Annotated in this window: 23 protein-coding genes; 19 read left to right on the top strand and 4 right to left on the bottom strand. The window is 70.8% G+C overall.

Going from position 1 to position 17,288, the window contains the following annotated elements; all coding sequences use genetic code 11:
- Positions 1–48: 48 nt before the first annotated feature.
- From ACWCWD_RS06325 to ACWCWD_RS06245, 17 genes are all read left to right on the top strand, one after another.
- Positions 49–1,311 (top strand): phage major capsid protein, encoded by a 1,263-nt coding sequence (locus ACWCWD_RS06325; protein ID WP_450770683.1) that lies wholly within the window; start codon positions 49–51, stop codon positions 1,309–1,311.
- Between the two features lie 23 nt (positions 1,312–1,334).
- A complete protein-coding gene (locus tag ACWCWD_RS06320; protein WP_450770581.1) occupies positions 1,335–1,718 on the top strand; it encodes a hypothetical protein in 384 nt (127 codons plus the stop codon).
- On the top strand, positions 1,718–1,936 hold the full coding sequence (locus tag ACWCWD_RS06315) for a hypothetical protein (RefSeq protein WP_450770580.1): 219 nt from the start codon (positions 1,718–1,720) through the stop codon (positions 1,934–1,936). Before ACWCWD_RS06320 ends, ACWCWD_RS06315 begins: the two co-directional genes overlap by 1 nt.
- A 12-nt stretch (positions 1,937–1,948) precedes the next feature.
- Positions 1,949–2,497 carry a hypothetical protein gene (locus ACWCWD_RS06310; protein ID WP_450770578.1) on the top strand — a complete coding sequence of 183 codons (549 nt, stop codon included), beginning with the start codon at positions 1,949–1,951 and terminating at the stop codon, positions 2,495–2,497.
- Positions 2,497–2,967 carry a hypothetical protein gene (locus ACWCWD_RS06305; protein WP_450770577.1) on the top strand — a complete coding sequence of 157 codons (471 nt, stop codon included), beginning with the start codon at positions 2,497–2,499 and terminating at the stop codon, positions 2,965–2,967. Before ACWCWD_RS06310 ends, ACWCWD_RS06305 begins: the two co-directional genes overlap by 1 nt.
- Before the next feature lie 25 nt (positions 2,968–2,992).
- Entirely contained in the window at positions 2,993–3,217 is a 225-nt protein-coding gene (locus ACWCWD_RS06300; protein WP_450770575.1) for a hypothetical protein, read from the top strand.
- Between the two features lie 3 nt (positions 3,218–3,220).
- Positions 3,221–4,207, top strand: a complete 987-nt coding sequence (locus ACWCWD_RS06295) for a phage tail tube protein (RefSeq protein WP_450770573.1) — start codon at positions 3,221–3,223, stop codon at positions 4,205–4,207.
- Positions 4,208–4,220: 13 nt separating this feature from the next.
- Entirely contained in the window at positions 4,221–4,733 is a 513-nt protein-coding gene (locus tag ACWCWD_RS06290; RefSeq protein ID WP_450770572.1) for a hypothetical protein, read from the top strand.
- 9 nt (positions 4,734–4,742) lie between these two features.
- On the top strand, positions 4,743–5,279 hold the full coding sequence (locus ACWCWD_RS06285) for a hypothetical protein (protein WP_450770571.1): 537 nt from the start codon (positions 4,743–4,745) through the stop codon (positions 5,277–5,279).
- Positions 5,280–5,382: 103 nt separating this feature from the next.
- Complete coding sequence (locus tag ACWCWD_RS06280) at positions 5,383–9,015, top strand: hypothetical protein (RefSeq protein ID WP_450770569.1); 3,633 nt, start codon at positions 5,383–5,385, stop codon at positions 9,013–9,015.
- Complete coding sequence (locus ACWCWD_RS06275; protein WP_450770568.1) at positions 9,012–11,315, top strand: phage head spike fiber domain-containing protein; 2,304 nt, start codon at positions 9,012–9,014, stop codon at positions 11,313–11,315. Before ACWCWD_RS06280 ends, ACWCWD_RS06275 begins: the two co-directional genes overlap by 4 nt.
- 8 nt (positions 11,316–11,323) lie before the next feature.
- Complete coding sequence (locus ACWCWD_RS06270) at positions 11,324–11,746, top strand: hypothetical protein (RefSeq protein WP_450770566.1); 423 nt, start codon at positions 11,324–11,326, stop codon at positions 11,744–11,746.
- A complete protein-coding gene (locus ACWCWD_RS06265) occupies positions 11,743–12,240 on the top strand; it encodes a hypothetical protein (RefSeq protein WP_450770565.1) in 498 nt (165 codons plus the stop codon). Before ACWCWD_RS06270 ends, ACWCWD_RS06265 begins: the two co-directional genes overlap by 4 nt.
- A 62-nt stretch (positions 12,241–12,302) precedes the next feature.
- A complete protein-coding gene (locus ACWCWD_RS06260; protein WP_450770563.1) occupies positions 12,303–13,088 on the top strand; it encodes a peptidoglycan recognition protein family protein in 786 nt (261 codons plus the stop codon).
- Positions 13,089–13,090: 2 nt separating this feature from the next.
- On the top strand, positions 13,091–13,354 hold the full coding sequence (locus tag ACWCWD_RS06255) for a hypothetical protein (protein ID WP_450770561.1): 264 nt from the start codon (positions 13,091–13,093) through the stop codon (positions 13,352–13,354).
- Complete coding sequence (locus tag ACWCWD_RS06250) at positions 13,354–13,788, top strand: hypothetical protein (RefSeq protein ID WP_450770559.1); 435 nt, start codon at positions 13,354–13,356, stop codon at positions 13,786–13,788. The genes ACWCWD_RS06255 and ACWCWD_RS06250 overlap by 1 nt, the downstream gene beginning before the upstream one ends.
- Positions 13,778–14,110 carry a hypothetical protein gene (locus ACWCWD_RS06245; protein ID WP_450770558.1) on the top strand — a complete coding sequence of 111 codons (333 nt, stop codon included), beginning with the start codon at positions 13,778–13,780 and terminating at the stop codon, positions 14,108–14,110. The genes ACWCWD_RS06250 and ACWCWD_RS06245 overlap by 11 nt, the downstream gene beginning before the upstream one ends.
- A gap of 178 nt (positions 14,111–14,288) precedes the next feature.
- Here the strand turns inward: ACWCWD_RS06245 and ACWCWD_RS06240 are convergent, their stop codons facing one another.
- Positions 14,289–14,639 (bottom strand): DUF6233 domain-containing protein, encoded by a 351-nt coding sequence (locus ACWCWD_RS06240; protein WP_450770557.1) that lies wholly within the window; start codon positions 14,637–14,639, stop codon positions 14,289–14,291.
- A 76-nt stretch (positions 14,640–14,715) separates the two neighbouring features.
- Here ACWCWD_RS06240 and ACWCWD_RS06235 point away from each other — a divergent pair, with 76 nt between their 5' ends.
- The gene (locus ACWCWD_RS06235; protein WP_450770555.1) at positions 14,716–14,892 is read left to right on the top strand and encodes a hypothetical protein; all 177 of its coding nucleotides are present in this window, start codon (positions 14,716–14,718) and stop codon (positions 14,890–14,892) included.
- A gap of 1 nt (position 14,893) precedes the next feature.
- Here the strand turns inward: ACWCWD_RS06235 and ACWCWD_RS06230 are convergent, their stop codons facing one another.
- Complete coding sequence (locus ACWCWD_RS06230) at positions 14,894–15,097, bottom strand: hypothetical protein (RefSeq protein WP_450770554.1); 204 nt, start codon at positions 15,095–15,097, stop codon at positions 14,894–14,896.
- A 43-nt stretch (positions 15,098–15,140) separates the two neighbouring features.
- Positions 15,141–15,320, bottom strand: a complete 180-nt coding sequence (locus ACWCWD_RS06225; RefSeq protein WP_450770553.1) for a hypothetical protein — start codon at positions 15,318–15,320, stop codon at positions 15,141–15,143.
- Positions 15,321–15,376: 56 nt separating this feature from the next.
- Between ACWCWD_RS06225 and ACWCWD_RS06220 the strand changes: the two genes are divergently transcribed.
- Complete coding sequence (locus ACWCWD_RS06220) at positions 15,377–16,039, top strand: HAD family hydrolase (RefSeq protein ID WP_450770551.1); 663 nt, start codon at positions 15,377–15,379, stop codon at positions 16,037–16,039.
- Here the strand turns inward: ACWCWD_RS06220 and ACWCWD_RS06215 are convergent.
- Positions 16,020–17,243, bottom strand: coding sequence for a helix-turn-helix domain-containing protein (locus ACWCWD_RS06215; protein WP_450770549.1), 1,224 nt, complete (start codon positions 17,241–17,243; stop codon positions 16,020–16,022). The genes ACWCWD_RS06220 and ACWCWD_RS06215 overlap by 20 nt on opposite strands.
- Positions 17,244–17,288 lie beyond the last annotated feature (45 nt).

Below are 17,288 nucleotides of genomic sequence, written 5' to 3'. Positions count from 1 at the left end.
CAGCCCCCCGCTCAACGGCGGTCGGGGCTCTTCGTGCTGGGAGGCACAATGCCGAACCTTCAGGGCCTGCTCGACAAGCGGGCCACCGCGTGGGCCGCCGCCCAGGACTTCCAGTCCCGGGGCGACGACACCCCGCTGTCCTGCGAGGACCGGGCGGCGTGGGAGGCGGCGCTCGCGGACGTCGAGCGCCTGTCCGTCGAGATCGAGACCGAGGAGCGCCACTCCCGCCTCGCTGCCGTCGACTACTCGCAGATCGTCGCCCCCGGGGCGGACACCGCGGAGGCCGAGGAGGCCCGCGCCCGCCACGGCGGGGAACGCGGCGTCACGGCGTACCAGGACGCGTGGCGGTCCTGGCTCCGAGACGGCACCCAGGACCTCACCTCGGAGGAGCGCAACGTGCTCCGCACAGGGTGGGTCGACGGCAAGGAGTTGCGCGCCCAGGGCGTGGCGACCGGCGCCGCAGGTGGCTACGTCGTCCCGCCGGCGTTCCGCGCGACCATGGTGGAGACCATGAAGTTCTTCGGCGCGATGCGCCAGGTCTCCGAAGTCATCACCAATGAGACGGGACAGACTCTCCCGTGGCCTACAAACGACGACACCTTGAACGTCGGCGCGATCCTGGCCGAGAACACCCAGGTCACCGAGCAGGACGTAACCCTCGGCCAGCAGGACATCGGCGCGTACATGTACACGTCGAAGCTGGTCCGGGTCTCGCTCCAGCTGCTCCAGGACAGCGTCCTCGACTTCGAGAACTGGCTGGCCCGCAAGCTCGGTGAGCGCATTGGCCGCATCCAGAACACGCACTTCACGACCGGCACCGGCACCGCTCAGCCCGAAGGCGTCCAGACTAACGCGATCATCGGCAAGACCGGCGGCACCGGCCAGACGACCAGCGTCACCTACGACGACCTGATCGACCTCGTCCACTCCGTCGACCCGGCGTACCGCAACTCCGGACGCGTGCAGTTCATGCTCGCTGACTCCACGCTCGGATCGGTGCGCAAGCTGAAGGACGGCCAGGGCCGGCCGCTGTGGGAGCCCTCCGTCCAGGCCGGGGTCCCCGACAAGGTGCTGGGCTACGGGTACACCGTCAACCAGGACATGCCGGCGATGGCGGCCAACGCCAAGTCGATCCTGTTCGGCGACTTCTTCGCGGGCTACCTGATCCGCGACGTCTCCGACATCCAGACCCTGCGCCTGGCCGAGCGCTACGCCGACTTCCTGCAGGTCGGCTTCCTGGCGTTCTCGCGCGCCGACGGTACCCCCCAGGACACGGCCGCGATCCGCGCCTACCGCAACTCCGCAACCTGATCGACCGAGAGAGGACACCGACCATGGCGAACACGCCGAAGCCCAGCACCACCGACTCCGGGGTGCTCCAGGAGAAGCCCTCCGCCGCCGCGGCAAAGGGCGGTGACCATGACCGGATCGTCATGGCGTCGCGCCGCGCGGACGGCAGCATGGACCAGGTCGCCCCGGAGTTCATCGGCGACAAGGACGTGGCCATCGCCGCGGCGAAGCAGCAGCTTGGCCAGCAGGCGGCCAGCGCGGTGGACGTCGCGGCCCGCGGGGTGTCGTCCGCCCCGGAGGGTGCTGGTCCGTCCGAGCCGGACCCGGACGTCGCGGCACTGAAGGAGGCGCAGGACAAGGCGATCGAGAGTGCCGAGTCCCAGGCGGAGCGCGAGGTCAACGATCTGCACCAGGGGCTGAGTGGCTGATGGCCCGCATCCGCATGCTGACCAGTGTGTCGGGGCGGGGCTTCGCGTGGGCGCCGGGGGAGGTCGTGGACCTGCCCGGCGCCGAGGCGTCCGTGTGGGCTGACGGAGTTCGAGCCGTCATGGTCCGCGACGAACAGCCCGAGACCCCGGAGTCCGGTGGGGCCCGGCCGGAGCGCACCCGCAAACGGCCGGTCCGGCGCGAGACCCGCACTACGTAGAGGAGGTGGGTCGTGGCTCTGCTCACGCTCGACGAAGCGAAGGCGCAGACCGGCACCCGGGGCAGCGGCTCGGACGCCGAGATCCAGATGTACATCGACGCCCTCACCTCGGTCATCGAGGGGTACGTCGGCGTCGTTGAGCAGCGGGAGATCTCGGAGACCGTGACCGGCCAGGGAACGGCCGTCGTCCTGCTGAGCACGCCGGTGCTCGCCATCGCCTCGCTCACCCCGGTGGAGACCGGCGGTACGGCCGTGAACGTGGCTGGGCTGCACGTGGACGGCCCGTCCGGGGTGGTCGCCTACGCGGACCGCTCCCAGTTCACCGGGGGCCCGTGGACGGCCGTCTACACGGCGGGCCGGGACGAAGCCCCGCCGACCATCCGGCTCGCGGCGCTGCTGCTGTTCCAGCACCTGTGGCGCACCCGCAACGGTCCGGCCCGGGGCGCCAGTTCGGACGACAGCTACTCGGTCAGCGAGCCCATCCCCGGGTTCGGGTACGCCGTACCGAACCGGGTGCTGGAGTTGCTGGAGCCGTTCAAGCGTCCGCCGGGGATAGGCTGATGGCGACGTCAGCAGTACCCGCTGCGATCTCTGCGCTGCTCGCCGCGCTCGGCCCTGCGCCGGAGCTGGCCGAGGTCCGGGTCATCGACGGGCCGCCGCCAAACTCGAACCTCTCCGAGCCGGACCGGCTGTACGTCGGCTGGTCTCCCGGGGCCGAGCAGGCGGCTGAGATTCAGCAGGCCTTCGCCGTGGTTGGCGCTCGGCGCCGCAACGAGGACGCATCCATCGCCTGCTACCTGGAGACCCGCGACGGCGGCGGCGACATGGCGTGGTGCCGGGGGCGCGTCTTCGATCTGCTGGCCGTCGTGGAGTACCGCCTCCGCGCCACCGACGCGGCACCGGACGCGCCGACGCTCGGCGGTGCGGTGCTCTGGTCGGAGCTGACCGCCGGGTCCCTGGTCCAGGAGCAGGGCCCGGATGGCGCGTATGCCGGACTCGCCTTCACCGTGGCGTACCGCGCCCGCATCTGAACACCCCACCATCAGGAGGAACGCCATGGCGCGAGTGCGCTACATCGGCGCCGAGCCGGTCACCGTGCCGGAGCTCGGCAGCAGGACGATCCACCCGGACGAGCTGGTCGAGGTGCCCGACGCCCGGTACGACGGGTACGTCTGCCAGACCGCGACGTGGGAGGCGGTCGAGGAGCCCAAGGGCGAGACCCCGGCTGCGAGGAAGACCACCCCCACGGCGAAGCCCGCCATCACCTCGAAGGAGGGCTGACCCATGGCGATCGGTTCCGGGCTCGGTGCCCAGATCGGCATCGCGGCAGAGGCGTCCTACGGGACGTTCCTCGCGCCGACGAAGTTCATCGAGTTCACCAAAGAGTCCCTCCAGCTCAAGAAGACGACCGCGCAGTCCGCCGGCATCGCTGCCGGTCGGCTGGTCCCGCTGTCGTCCCGCCGTGTGGTCACGCAGCGGCAGGCGTCCGGGTCGCTGGACATGGAGGTCACCAACAAGGCGATGGGCGTTCTGCTCCAGTCGCTGATGGGCACGACGGTGACCCCGGTGCAGCAGGCAGCCACCGCGGCGTACCTCCAGACGCACATCCTGGCGGACACCGCCGGGAAGTCCTTGGTGATCCAGAAGGGTGTCCCCCTCACCACGGGCACCGTCACCGACAAGACGTTCCTCGGCTGCAAGGTCATCTCGGCGGAGTTCTCGTGCGAGGTCGGCGGCATGCTGCTGGCCACGTTCGAGATCGACGCCAAGGACTGCGACGAGACGCAGACGCTGGCCGTCGCCACGTACCCCTCGATGTCCCCGTTCCACTTCGGGCAGATGTCGGTTAAGACCGGCACGTACAACTCCGAGGTGGCCCTGGACGGCATCCGCAAGGTCTCGGTGAAGATCGAGCGCCCGCAGGCCACAGAGCGGTTCTACGCCGGACAGGCCGGGTTGAAGAAGGAGCCCATCTCGAACGACCAGGTGAAGATCACCGGGTCGCTGGAGGGCGACTACGTCTCCACCATCCTCGACGACCTCCACACCTCGGATGCGGCCACGTCGTTCGTGTGGGACTTCACCGGTCCGATCATCGCCGCGGCGAACGCCGAGCGGTTCACCATCAAGATTCCGGCCATCCGGCTCGACGACGCGCCCCCGGTCGTGGAGGGCTTCGACGTGGTGAAGCCGACGTTCAACTTCACCGGTTTGTACGACGGCACGAACCCCACGCAGATCGAGTACATGAGCACGGACATCACCCTCTGACGGGAGATCCGGCGTGCCGTCCTCCTTTCAGATCGTCGGCACCGGCCAGCTGCTGGAGCTTCAGCGGCGCCTGCGGTCGGCCGGGCACGAGAACATCCGGTCGTCCATGCAGCGCCGGGTGCGGCGCGCAGCCGAACCGCTGCGGGACGACCTGCAGTCCACGATCCGCGGCCTGTCGATCCAGTCGGCCGGCCGCAGCTCGGGGAAGCGCGGCGGCCGGTCCCCGACGACCCGGCCGCTGCGCGCGTCGATCGCCGCCGCGATCCGGATCAGTGTCCGCACCTCCGGCAACCCGGGTGCCCGGGTGTTCGTCGACAAGGGCCTGCTGCCGCGCGACATCCCGATGGGCGTCCTGGACCGGCTGAACGACGGCCGACTCCGGCACCCCGTGTTCGGCAACCGGAAGCGCTGGGCCACCCAGACCGCGACGCCCCTGTGGTGGGACAAGACCGTCCGCCGCCACACCCCCCGTATGCAGTCCGAGGTGGCCCGCGTCGTGGACGACGTGCGCCGCCGTATCGAGTAGGAGCCCGCTTTGATCATCAGGTACACGCCCGCCGGTGGGGCGCCGGAGGACTACGACGCAAGGTCGCTGCTGACGTCGGAGGCGTCGATCGTGGCCCGAACCATCGACCAGAAGTGGCCGGAGGTCAAGCAGGGCCTGGTCGACGAAGACCTCGACGCGATGCGCGCGGTCGTCTGGGTGCTGCGCAAGCGGCAGACCCCGACCCTACGGTTCGCCGAGTTCGACCCCGGGGTGGACGAGATGGTCACCCGGTATGACAAGGGCGAGATCGAGACCTGGATCGACGGCGCCTTCGGCCTGCTGGGCACCGACCCCGAGGTGACGGCCGAGGGGATCGCGCACGCGCTGCGCGAGGTCCCGGCCGCCGCCGCTGACCCGGAGCACGCTCGTGCGTACATCGGGAAGCGTCAGGCCGAGGCGACCGAGGGAAAAGCCCTCGAGGAGCCGGAGCCCGTGGCGGAGTCCGTACCCGGGCCGACGAGCTCTGCGACCGGGACGTCAACGCTCTCCGCAGTGAGTACCTCGGACTCTTCGCTCACCTCCTGAACATGCCGCCGGACGTCGTCGACCGGCAGCAAGTCGAGGACTTCTACTCCCTCGTCTGCTGGCTGGACGCCCACCAGCAGGCCCAGCAATCCGGAGGTGAGTGATGGCAACTCGCCTTACGTTCCTGATCGACGCCCGCGACGGTGCATCCCGCGTCCTCGACCGGATCGGCGACAATGCGACCCGCCTCGGCCGGCGCATGCTGACTGCGTCGATCAACGGCGAGGCGGCGATGAACCGCCTCGGGCGGTCGACCACGGACCGTATGGCCGCGATGGAGAGGAGCACCGGCCTCGGGGAGAAGGCGGCGTCCCGGCTGAAGGGCGCCCTCATTGCCCTGGGCCCGGCGGCGATCCCGGCTGCCGCGTCCCTTGCCCCGCTCGCGGCCGGAGCCGGTGCCGCCGCGGTGGCGGCTGGTGCCTACGCGGCGGCGCTCGGTCCGCAGATCTCCGCGATGACCGAGGCCGCCGAGGCGGAGAAGAAGTACACCGACGCGGTCGAGGCGTCCGGCGAGCGGTCCGAGGCGGCGGTCACCGCACAGCTGGACTACCTCCGCACCCTGGCCACCATGCCGCCAGAGACACGGCGCGCGGCGGCAGCTCAGTCTGTCCTGACGGATGAGTACAACGCGTGGTCGGACTCGCTGTCCGGAGACACGATGGGGCCGGTCATCAAGGGCATGGGCATCCTGACGGCCCTGCTGCCGAAGACCAGCGGGCTGGTCAAGGGGACCAGTGGCGAGCTGGACCGGATGGTCACCATCCTCGCCGGGGGCATGGAGTCCCCCGGGCTGGACGGACTCAACAGCAAGTTCACCGCGTTCGCCACGGGCGCGCTGGACCGCGTCAACGACGGTCTCGTGCGCCTGATGCGGACGGGCTCCTCGGGCAGGGTCGGCACCGGCCTGACCGAGTTCATGGACTACGCCCGCGAGCAGGGCCCAGTCGTCGCGGACACCGTGCACAACGTTGCCGACGCGCTGGTCAACGTGCTGCGTGCCAGTTCCGATGTTGGCGTCGGCATGCTCGACGTCGTCAACGCGTTGACCGGCATCGTCGCGGCCGTACCCCCGGAGGCCATCGCGGCGGTGCTCCAGCTCGCCCTCGCCATCAAGGCCGTGCAACTCGCAGCTGTCGGCATGGGTGCCGCACGAACCGCGATGGCCTCATTCGGTACCCAGCTCGTCGCGATGCGAGTAGCAGCAGCGGCAGCTCCGGGTCGGCTGGCTGCGGTCGGCGCCGCGATCGGCGCCTTGTCGAAGGCGGCCAAGCTGGCGGTGGCAGGCACGGCTATCGGGCTCCTGGTCCTGGCCGTCACCCAGCTGTCTCAGATGGGCAAGCAGGCGCCGCCGGACGTCGACCGGCTGACCACGTCTCTGGGGAAGCTGGCCCAGACGGGCAAGGTCAGCGGCGAGGCGGCCCGCGCTTTCGGGTCCGACCTCGGTGGCCTGGCCGACTCGCTGCGCGACCTGTCGCGCCCCGCGAACTACGACAAGTTCGAATCGTTCATGGCCGGCCTGATCGGCATGGACTCGGCGACGATGCGGGACGCGAAGGCGGATCTCGACTCCGTCGACAAGGCGCTCTCCAACCTGGTGCAGGGCGGGAAGACGCAGCTGGCCCAGGCCGCCTTCGATCAGCTCGCGGCGGCCATGCGCAAGAACGGCATGAGCGCGGGCGAGCTCCGCGGCAAGCTCGACGACTACCAGGCGGCGCTCGCCGACCAAGCCTTCGAGGCGCAACTGGCGGCACAGGCGCAGGGGCTCTTCGGGGCGCAGGCGCAGCAGGTGCAGGCGAAGCTTGACACCCAGAAGGCCAGCGCGGACGGGCTCCGCCAGTCGATCCAGGCGTTGAACGATGTGAACCGCGCTGGCCTCGGCGGGATGATCGGGTTCGAGGCCGCCATCGACGCTGCGGCGAAGGCGGCGAAGGACAACGCGGGCGCGCTCTCGATGTCGGGCGGCCAGCTCAACCTGAACTCGGAGAAGGCGCGGACCGCGGCCACCGCGCTGTCCGACCTCGCGGCCCGGACCGACGAAGCAACTGCGGCGGCCCGGCAGTCGGGCGCCGACTGGTCCGAGGTGAACGCGATCTACGACCGGGGCCGGTCGAAGTTGCTCGCCTCAGCGCAGGCGATGGGGCTGACCAAGGCGCAGGCGGCCGAGCTCGCGGACCAGATCCTGGCCACGCCGGACAAGACGGCGCGGATCAAGGGCAACCTGGAGGATCTGGAGGCGAAGCTCTCCTCCGCGAAGGCGCGGCTCCAGTCCGTTCCGGACTCGCGCCGGGCGGCGATCCGGGCGGAGATCTCCGACCTGCAGGCCAAGGTGGCGCAGGCCCGGGCGGCGCTCGGCACGGTGCAGAGCAAGACCGTCAGCGTGATGGTGCAGTACCGCTCGTCGAAGAACCCGAGCTCCTTCGCAACCTCGATCGGCGGGTACGCCTCCGGAGGCAAGCCGAAGCCGGGCGAACTCGCCTGGGTTGGCGAGGAGGGCCCGGAGCTGATGCGCTTCGGGTCTGGCGGGGCGGAGGTGTACTCCCACCGCGACAGCATGGCCATGGTGTCGAGCGCGGCGTCGGCCGGCCGTGACGCTGGGCTGGGGCTCCGGCGCGGCATGGCCGTGTCGACCGACGGCGTCGAGTCCTCCGGTCGCTCTCTCGGAGCGGCCATCCTCTACGGTGTGCGCGACGAGCTTCAGATCGCGTCCCCGTCGAAGAAGACAAAGGCGCTCGCGGCCGACGCGGGCAAGGGCCTCATCGTCGGCATGACCGGCTCGAAGGCGCAGATCAAGGCGACGGCAGCGGACCTGGCGAAGGACATCTGGGCTGCCTGGTCCGGGACGAAGAGCACGAAGGACAGTCGCCTCGTCGCCATGGTCAACCGCGACACGGCCAAGCTCCAGGGGCTGGCCAGCAAGCGGGACTCCCTCGCGGCCCAGATCACCGCGGCGCGGGCATACTCGGCCGAGCTGAAGACGTCCGCCCGGGACGACGCCAAGCTGAGCAACCTCGGCCTCTCCGACGAGGAGGTGACCGCCGGGTCGATCCAGGCCGGGCTCCAGCAGAAGCTGGCGAAGATGCGGCAGTTCACCAGCTACGTCACCACCTTGGCGAAGAAGGGCCTGTCCAAGGGTCTGCTCCGCCAGGTCCTCGACATGGGCCCGGACCAGGGGTACGCCTACGCGTCCGCGCTGGCCGGGGCATCGAGCACGGCGCTGAAAGCGATCAACGCCACCCAGTTGGGCATCGACCGTGCCTCGACCACCCTCGGGAACACCGGCGCCGACCTGCTGTACGACTCCGGGGCGAACGCCGGGAAGGGCTACCTCAAGGGGCTGCAGTCCCAGCAGGCGGCGATCGAGAAGCAGATGCTCACCATCGCCAAGGGCATGGACAAGGCGATCCGCAAGGCGCTCGGAATCAAGTCGCCCAGCACCGTCGCGGCGAAGAGCGGCGGGTACTTCACCCAGGGCCTCGGCGTGGGCGCCCTCGCTCAGGTGCCGTTCCTCGACCGGGCCATGGCCACGGTCACCGGCCGTATGGCGGCGGCCCGGCCGGTCGTCGGCCGCCCGGCGGTCACGGGCGGCAGGGCATCGGGAGACCAGCAGGTGATCAACCTTGGCGTCACGTTCTCCGGGGTCATCGACCGGATCGGCGCGGCCAAGGAGATTCAGAGGCTGCTTGCAGAGCTGGCCCTGACCACGGGCCAGCCCATTCGATTGGGGGTGACGGGATGACGCTCATCGTGGAGGCGGCGTTCGGCAGCACGCTTGCCGACGCCGTCGCCGGGTTTGTCGCCTGGACGGATATCACCCAGTGGGCTGGCACGGTCTCCATCACCCGGGGCGCCGAGTCTCAGCTGTCCCAGACGCAGGCCGGGACGTTGAGCCTGCCGCTCGACAACGCGGATGGCCGGTTCACCCCGGAGAACAGCGGATCTCCGTACTACCCGAACGTGGTGGACGGGGTGCCGATCCGGATCAGCGTAGCCACGGCCAGCCTGAACCTCCTGAGGAACCCGTCCCTGGAGGGGGACCAGGACACCGCCATGGACACCTGGGAGTGGGTCCAGTGCACCCCGGTCTCCGTCGGCACACCGGTCCAGTCCGGCAGCCGGGCGGCCCGCGTCGTCTGGGACACTGGGGCGGCGGGCGCGTCGTTCCAAAGCACGGTGTACGGACTGACCGTCGGCGCCCGGTACACGGCGAGCGTGTACGTCCGCGTCCCTGCCGGGGACGTGGCGGTGCGCATCCGGATGGGCGGGGTCACCTCGTCCGCGTCCGCAGTGAACGACACCTACACCCGGCTCAGCGTCACGTTCACCGCCACCTCCGTCGTCCTGCCGCTCCAGGTCATTCCGTCGACCGCGCCCGCCGCCGGTGACCTGGTGTACGTCGATGCCGCGCAGGTCGAAACGGGCGCAGTGGCCACCACGTTCGCTGCGACGGGCGCGCAGCTGCACCGGCGGTACTGGGGGCTGATCAACCAGTGGCCCGTCCAGTGGGAAGGCCTGCTCGCCGCGTCCGCCATCACGGCCACAGACATCTTCTCGGTGCTGTCCCGGGCCGAGGATCAGATGCGCCCGATGCTGGTCCAGGAATCCCTGGTGTGGGGGCCGCAGGCCCTGTGGATGCTCGACGAGGTGGCTGGCTCCGCGTCGGCCGGCGACGAGGCGGGATCGGGCGGCGCCGGAACGCTGGCCGTCACGCAGGCAGGGGCGGGCGGGACGTTGGCGTTCGGGTCGTCGTCCGCCCCGCTCGGCCTCGACGGCGCCCCGATGCTCACTCCGGCCAGTTCCACCGCCGGCCAGTTCCTCCGGGGCGCGACCGGCGCCGACTTCCGAGCCGGGACGTTCAGCCCGTGGCTGTGCGAGGTCTGGTTCCAGACCTCGCTCGCCGGTCGTGCGATTCTCACCCTCACCTCAACCGCTGGCGACTCCGTCCTGCTGATGTACCTCAACGCCACTACGGGGTACCTGACGATCGAGACGCAGCAGGCTGGCACGCTGGTCACCACCACCGTGACCAGCGTTTCCCTTGCAGACGGCCGGTGGCACCACGTGGTGTACAGCAGCGCCCTCGGCGAGGTGTACGTCGATGGGGCCAGCCTCGGCGCCTACGCCGGAATTCAACAGGTCAACGACCTGACCACCATCACCGTCGGCGCGACCCACACCGACAAGGCCATCTGGTCCGGTTCGCTCGCCGGGATCGCCCTGTACGCCGACCCGACGATCACCGCCTACGACCTGGCCCTGCACTACGCGTGCGGGACGACCGGGTACGCGGGCGAGACCGCCGACGAGCGCGCGCACCGGCTCGCCGCCTACGCCGGGATCCCATTGCGGGACACCGGCATTTTCACCACGGGGATTGCCGAGCAGGCGGCGCTCGGCTCGACCGCCCTTGATCACCTGCGGGGCGTCGAGACCACCGAACAGGGTGTCCTCGTGGCCGACAGGGACGCACCGTGGCTGTGGCTCCAGGGCCGCAGCGTCCGCTACAACCCGAACGCCACCCTGGCCATCGCGTGGGCTGATCTAGAAACCGGGGATGTCGAGCTGGCCTACGACACCCAGCGCGTCATCAACTCGGTGACCGTCACCCGGCCCGGAGGCGCAACCCAGCGACTCGTCAACGCCGCGTCGCGCGCCGCCCGGGGGCCGATCGGCCGGACCGTCGACACGCTCGCCATGGACGACCTGGTCACGTCCGACCTCGGGTCCTGGCTGCTCCAGCGGTACGCCGCCCCGCACCCCGAACTCCGCTCGCTGACAGTCGAGGCGTACACCCTCGGTCTGACCGCGTACCGGCAGTGGCTCGCCGTGGACATCGGCACCCCGCTGACCGTGACCGGCCTGCCCGCGCAGGCGCCCACCTCCTCGATGGGCGTCACCGTCGAGGGCTACACCGAGACCATCGGCGACCAGCAACACCGCCTCGCGTTCCACACATCACCCACCGCGCTCGCCACCGTGTGGGTCCTCGATGACCCCGTGTACTCCGTCCTCGGGTCCACGACCCGATTGGCATTCTGAGGAGCCCCATGCCCCGCATCGTCCCTGTCGTCCGTGCCGAGACGGTCTACACCCCGCCGGCACCGCAGCCGCTCAACGCCTGGGCGGACGTCCCTGGCGCCGAGCTGGTCTACTTGTACATGGAGTCCCGGACCGGGCGCCCCATAGAGCGGCCCGTAGAGGACACCGGCGACACCTACTACGCCCGGATCAACCAGAACCGATGGCTGGCCGACTGTGACTGCGGGTCCGCGCAGGTCATCTCCCCGACCGACCCGCGGTACGGGTGCGTGGTCTGCGGGTGGGGCTGGGTGACGCTGGTCTTCCCCGAGGACGTTGCGGCCGTCGAGGCGCAGATGCTGCTGGAGCCGAAGCCTGCGTACCGGAACTGGTGGCACCCGGACGACCCGCGCAACCCGGACCGGCCGATCGAGCCGGAGGTGACGCCGTGACGTTCTCTCCGAGGACGTGGACGGTCGGCGAGACTGTCACGGCCGCGCAGTTGAACCAGGAGATCCGCGACCAGTTCGCGTCGATCCTCGACGCGTGGACCGCGTACACCCCGACGTGGACCGCAGCCACCACCAACCCGGTCCTGGGGAACGGAACGATCGTCGGCCGTTACCTCAAGGTCGGCCGGACAATGCAGATCCACATCGAGCTGACGATGGGCTCGACCACGACCTACGGGTCCGGGGCCTGGACGATCAGCCTGCCCGTCGCCGCAGCGTCCGGCTCCGGCACCCGCGTCGGCGTCGCCCACGCCCTCGGGTCCATCCGCGTCGCCGGGAACACCCAGGTCGGCGCGACATCAACGTCCATCACCACGTTTTTCCCGGCCAGCACCTCGGTCAGCAACCTCTCGAACGCAGGCGCCACGAATCCCTTCACGTGGGCGGCGACCAACACCCTGCGCATCGATCTGACCTACGAGACCGCGAGCTGACCCAGCCCAACCGTTCCGCCCCGCGCCGCTGGCCCGGGGCCTCCTGCATGTCTGGAGACCTGATGGCCTGGTATCCGAGAGCCACGAAGTACGAGCTGCAACCCGAGTCGGACGCCCAACCGGCGATCCGGCCGACGCAGTTCATCGTGCACTCGATCATCGCCCCGTGGACGGCGAAGCGCGTCTTCGAGTACTGGCGTGACAGCACCAACCTGGAGTCCCACTTCGGCATCGGCTACGAGGGGGACGTCGGCCAGTTCATCGGCACGCAGACCCGGGCCGACGCGAACGCCGGCGCGAACCTGCGGGCCGACGGCACCGGGGCCGTGTCGGCGGAGACCGCGTCGAACACCGAGGGCACCGACCCGTGGACCGACGCCCAGGTCGAGGAGCTGATCCAGCTCGGCGTGTGGCTGCACGAGACGCACGGCATCCCGCTGCGGATCTGCCGCACCCACGATGACCCGGGGTTCGGCTACCACTCGATGTTCCCCCAGTGGTCAACGTCCGGGACCGCGTGCCCCGGTGCCGTCCGCATCGCCCAGTTCAAGACGGTCGTGTTCCCCGGCATCGTCGCCCGCGCCACCGGCGCCCCCGTACCCACCAACACCACGTCCGAGGAGGACGAGATGACCCCTGCCGACATGGCGAAGCTGGCCGACCTCGTGGTCGACCGACTGCTTGCCGCCGACAAGTTCGACGCCCCGGCGGACGCCGCCGACTACAGCGCGGACAAGAAGTCCCCGCAGCACTTCTGGTCCGGGCGGAGCGTCTTCAGCGACCTCGTCACCCGGGTCCGCCGCATCGACAAGACCCTGATCGCCCTCGCCAAGAAGCTGGAGGCCTGACCATGTCCGAGACCCCGTTCCCGCTGCCCAGCACCGAGACCGTCCTGAAGACCGCCGGGACCTACGCCCGCGACCTCGGCGAGCGCGTCGTGTCGACCGGGCTGGAGGCGTTCGTCGGCGCCCTGGTCGTCACCGCCCCGTTCGACCTGTCCATGTGGGAGTCCGCCGCGACCGCCGGGGCCGCCGCCGGGTTCGCGGTGCTGAAGGGCGTGGCCGCCCGGCTCCGCGACGTGCGCAACAGCGCCAGCCTCGCCCGGGGCGTGTAGTGCGGGCCGCCCTGTGGCGGCACCTCGGCTGGCGTGGCCTCGCCCTGGCTGGGACCGGCGCTGCCTGGGTGGTCGTCGGTCTCGGCCTGCTCCTTACCGACCGGCCCGCGGTGCGCGCGGGCGCCGGGCCGCTCATCGACCTCATGTGCATCCAAGGTTGGGGCGGGGTGTGGATCGGCTGCGGGCTCCTCGGCCTGGCCGCCGGGCTCCGTCGTCCCGGCCGGGACGTCTGGGGGTTCGGCGCGGTCGCCGGGCCGCCCGCGTGGTGGGCATTGGCCTACCTCGCGGCGGCCGTCAGCGGCCGGTACCCGCCCGGGTGGGCGACCGTCCCGGTGTACGGGGTCATCCTGCTGCTGCTGGTCATCGTCGCCGCGCTCACGGGGAGGCAGAGGCGCATCTGTACGTGCGAGAGAGGAGGGCGATGTGGGCGGTGAGGACTCGGTCTTCGGCGTCATCGCAGCGGCGATCGGGGGCCTGGCCGCGATCCTCGTGGCGCGGATTTCCCGGCCGGGCCCCGGGGAGGATGAGGACGAGCTGAAGGTGTCCCCGGAGATCTGGCAGCGGTTCGAACGGCTGGAGCGGAAGGTCGACCATTTGACGGCGCTGGTCGAGACGAAGAAGGCGGAAGTCAGCGCGCTGGAGAAGCTCCTCCGGTCCGCCATGCGGATCGTCCGCCGGCAGCAGCGCCGTCTCCGCGCGCACGGCGACCGGCCCGAGGAAGTCCCGCTGGAGCTCATCCCGTACAGCATCGACTGACCACCACCACGCCCCCGTCCTGGCCACCTCGGCCGGGCGGGGGCGATTCGTCGTGCCTGACCTGCGGTTCTGCCCTATAAGAATGCGCGGAAAGTAACCGCACCTCGCGGCTCAGCCAGCGCACCCTGGCGCCGGTGGCGAACCGCAGGCCGCAAAACCCCGCAGCTACAGGGACGGGTCAGTCCCGCCGGAGGAGCACCCGCTCGGGCTGGCAGACGTCGCACGGGGGCGTCCCCGCCGCGAGATGGGCGGCCGCGTCCTCCCGGGTGAGCGGGCGCATCTCGGCGCCGGACGCCCAGCAGTCGCCCCGGTGGATCTCCTCGTCCGGGCCGAGCCCGATGCGCGCGGCGCCGAACGCCGGGGTGGCGGCGCGCCGGGGCGCGGACGGCGCGGCGGCGCGGGCGGGTTGCTGCACCGGGGCTGCCTGCCGCTCGGCCGCCGCGAGCGCCCGGTCGACCTCGGCGAGCTGGAGCGCGAGGTAGGTACGAAGGACGCGGAGGCGGTCGGCATCGGGTGGCAGATCGGGCATATGTTCGAGTCTACGACCGGGTGCAGACTCCAGCATTCCGCTCCGGGGTCGCCGCCCCGCCCGGCACCATGAGCCCATGACCGACACCACCGTCGCCCCCGCCGGCCGCGCGCTCTGCCTCGACTGCCTCGGTGCGGGACGGGTCGCCAACCCCTACGCGCACACGTGCAACAGCCCCGCCTGCCAGGACCCGGCGGTCGTCCAATGCCCCGAGTGCGACGGGCAGGGCACCGTGGCCGCGCAGAGCGCGTAGGTCAGGCGTCCGACTCCTCCGGGTGCCGCACGAGCCGCTTCAGCGACTTCTCCACCTCGTACCGGTTCTGCCCGGTCGCGGCGGCGTGCGCGGTGATCGCCGCCTGCACGGCCGCGGCGGTCGACACGGTCAGCCGCCCATCCTGCTGCTCCGCCCAGGCGGCGCGTTCCAGCTCGATCAGTTCGTCGGTCAGTTCGATTGCCACGAGGCGGATCGTAGCCGCGTCACTCCGGCCACTCACCCGCAGGTCATGCCGCTTCGGCGGTGTCCCCTCGGACGGCCGCAGTCCACTCGCCGAGGAGCCGCTCGTACTCGCGGCGCCCCTCCGGCGAGAGCCGCCCGCCGCCGCGCTGCCACAGCGCGCGGATGTCCGCGTTGACCGCGGGCAGCGGGCGCGCAGGAGCTGCGTCGGACCGGAGTGAGGGCATGCGGTCAGGATAGGGGTCGGCTCCGGCTCTACGGGAGAGGTGCATAGGATCCCGCCATGATTCGAGCAGTCGTATTTGACGTCGGCGAGTGCCTGGTGGACGAGACCAGGGAGTACGGCACCTGGGCTGACTGGCTCCACGTGCCCCGTCATACCTTCGCGGCGATGTTCGGCGCCGTCATCGCCCAGGGCCGCGACTATCGGGACGTGTTCCAAGAGTTCCAGCCCGGCTTCGACCTCTACGCCGAGCGCCAGGCCCGCGCGGACGCGGGCCAGCCCGAGCACTTCGGCGAGGACGACCTGTACCCCGACGTCCGCCCCGCGCTCGCACAGCTCCGGGCGGACGGCCTCTGGCTCGGCATCGCGGGCAACCAGACGGTGCGCGCCGGCGGAATCCTCCGAGAGTTGTTCACTGCCGACGTCGACCTGATCGGCACCTCGGACGACTGGGGCGCGAGCAAACCGGACCCGGAGTTCTTCGTCCGCGTCGCCGAGGTCGTCCCGGCCGAGCCCGGCGAGATTCTGTACGTCGGCGACCGCGTCGACAACGATCTGAAGCCGGCCATCGCGGCCAGGATGAAGACGGCTCTCATCCGCCGGGGCCCGTGGGGAACCATCCAGTGGTCCACCCAGGAAGCTCGCAACCTGCCGACCTTCCGCATCGAGTCTCTCGCCGAACTCGCCGACTGCATCGCCAAGTTCAACGCGCAAGGGCGCTGACGGTCGTCGACCACCCGTAGAGCCTGTCATCGAGGTCACGGACGCACTGCTCGTGCTGGTGCGGGGCCAACGTCCGCCGGACCTCGCGCACCCGGTCCATGCCCGTTGCGTACCAGGTGATCTCCAGCTGGTCGAGGGCCTGGCAGGCGTAGGTGCAGGCGGCCTCCGGCTGTCCAGCGGCCGCCTCCACGGCAGCAAGGTCGCCGAGGAGGACGCTCCGCTGCTTGTCCTCTGCGGCAGGCAGCTGGTCCAAGGCCTGATGCAGGGTCGCCCGCGCCTGGGGCAGGTGGCCGGCGGCGAGTTGGGTGTTCCCCTTGAAAGCGAGCAGCCGGACAGGTGAGAACCAGTCCAGCCAGCTGGGCGACTGCTCGTCGCCGCCAGCCGCGAGCACGTCCTCGCCGTGCGCGATCAGGTGCAGCGCGGTGCGCGTGTTCCCGGCGCGGGTCTCGCACTCGGCCTCGACCGCGTCGAGCCAGGCGAGGAGCTCGGCGCTGGCCGGGCCGCGCCGGGCATAGGTCCGGGCAGCCACCATCCGCTCAACCGCGTCCTCGCGGCGGCCAACCCAGGCGGGGATGAAGGCGGTGTGCGCGAGGATCGCGGCGCCGAGGAGCGCGTCGTCCGCCTCGCCCGCCGCCTGGAGCGCGCGGAGCCAGGTGGCCGAGGCACGGTCCGGCTCGCGCAGGTCGAAGAACTCAATGCGGCCGGCCAGCAGCCACGTCTCCGCAAGGGCTTCCGCCACCGTGGCACGGGTCTGCCCGGCGGTTTCAGGGAGCAGCGCGCACCCCAGGGTGGCGTGCGCAATGGCCGCCGGGTGCAGGGTGGCTGGGGCGACGGACCAGTAGAGGCGGCGGTGCGAGCGGGTCACGGCCGCGAAGTCCTGCGCGACCGAAGCAGGTTGCATCGTGGCGACCGCCTGCGAAGGGACGGCCGCCAGGCCAACGGCGGCGACCGTCGCCCCGACGAGACGCCGGCGCACGGGGTCGACCCCAGGCGGAGGGGTGAAGCCCAGACCGTCGAGGTCTTGGCCAAGGACGCGGACGAGCGCCTGCTGCATGTCCGGGCGCGGCCACGGTGGGGTAGCACCCTCCCATCGGCGGACCTGTCGGACGTCGACGCCGAGAGCTTCAGCGAGGGCCTTCTGTGAGCGGTAACCCGCAGCAAGGCGGGCCGACTTGAGACGGTGGTTACTGGACGTCGGTGGCACTCTGCTCCTCCTGGGTAGCTCGCTGCTCCCAGTGTCACAGCACGT

The sequence above is a fragment of the Streptomyces sp. NPDC001493 genome (assembly GCF_053597235.1).
Note: the sequence above shows the minus strand (reverse complement) of the source record. Positions and strands in the feature narration are given on the sequence as shown.

Coding starts and splice junctions, on each gene's coding strand:
- ACWCWD_RS06325 (WP_450770683.1), top strand. CDS start 49: ATGCCGAACCTTCAGGGCCTGCTCGACAAGCGGGCCACCGCGTGGGCC.
- ACWCWD_RS06320 (WP_450770581.1), top strand. CDS start 1,335: ATGGCGAACACGCCGAAGCCCAGCACCACCGACTCCGGGGTGCTCCAG.
- ACWCWD_RS06315 (WP_450770580.1), top strand. CDS start 1,718: ATGGCCCGCATCCGCATGCTGACCAGTGTGTCGGGGCGGGGCTTCGCG.
- ACWCWD_RS06305 (WP_450770577.1), top strand. CDS start 2,497: ATGGCGACGTCAGCAGTACCCGCTGCGATCTCTGCGCTGCTCGCCGCG.
- ACWCWD_RS06300 (WP_450770575.1), top strand. CDS start 2,993: ATGGCGCGAGTGCGCTACATCGGCGCCGAGCCGGTCACCGTGCCGGAG.
- ACWCWD_RS06295 (WP_450770573.1), top strand. CDS start 3,221: ATGGCGATCGGTTCCGGGCTCGGTGCCCAGATCGGCATCGCGGCAGAG.
- ACWCWD_RS06280 (WP_450770569.1), top strand. CDS start 5,383: ATGGCAACTCGCCTTACGTTCCTGATCGACGCCCGCGACGGTGCATCC.
- ACWCWD_RS06275 (WP_450770568.1), top strand. CDS start 9,012: ATGACGCTCATCGTGGAGGCGGCGTTCGGCAGCACGCTTGCCGACGCC.
- ACWCWD_RS06270 (WP_450770566.1), top strand. CDS start 11,324: ATGCCCCGCATCGTCCCTGTCGTCCGTGCCGAGACGGTCTACACCCCG.
- ACWCWD_RS06260 (WP_450770563.1), top strand. CDS start 12,303: ATGGCCTGGTATCCGAGAGCCACGAAGTACGAGCTGCAACCCGAGTCG.
- ACWCWD_RS06255 (WP_450770561.1), top strand. CDS start 13,091: ATGTCCGAGACCCCGTTCCCGCTGCCCAGCACCGAGACCGTCCTGAAG.
- ACWCWD_RS06240 (WP_450770557.1), bottom strand. CDS start 14,639: ATGCCCGATCTGCCACCCGATGCCGACCGCCTCCGCGTCCTTCGTACC.
- ACWCWD_RS06235 (WP_450770555.1), top strand. CDS start 14,716: ATGACCGACACCACCGTCGCCCCCGCCGGCCGCGCGCTCTGCCTCGAC.
- ACWCWD_RS06225 (WP_450770553.1), bottom strand. CDS start 15,320: ATGCCCTCACTCCGGTCCGACGCAGCTCCTGCGCGCCCGCTGCCCGCG.
- ACWCWD_RS06220 (WP_450770551.1), top strand. CDS start 15,377: ATGATTCGAGCAGTCGTATTTGACGTCGGCGAGTGCCTGGTGGACGAG.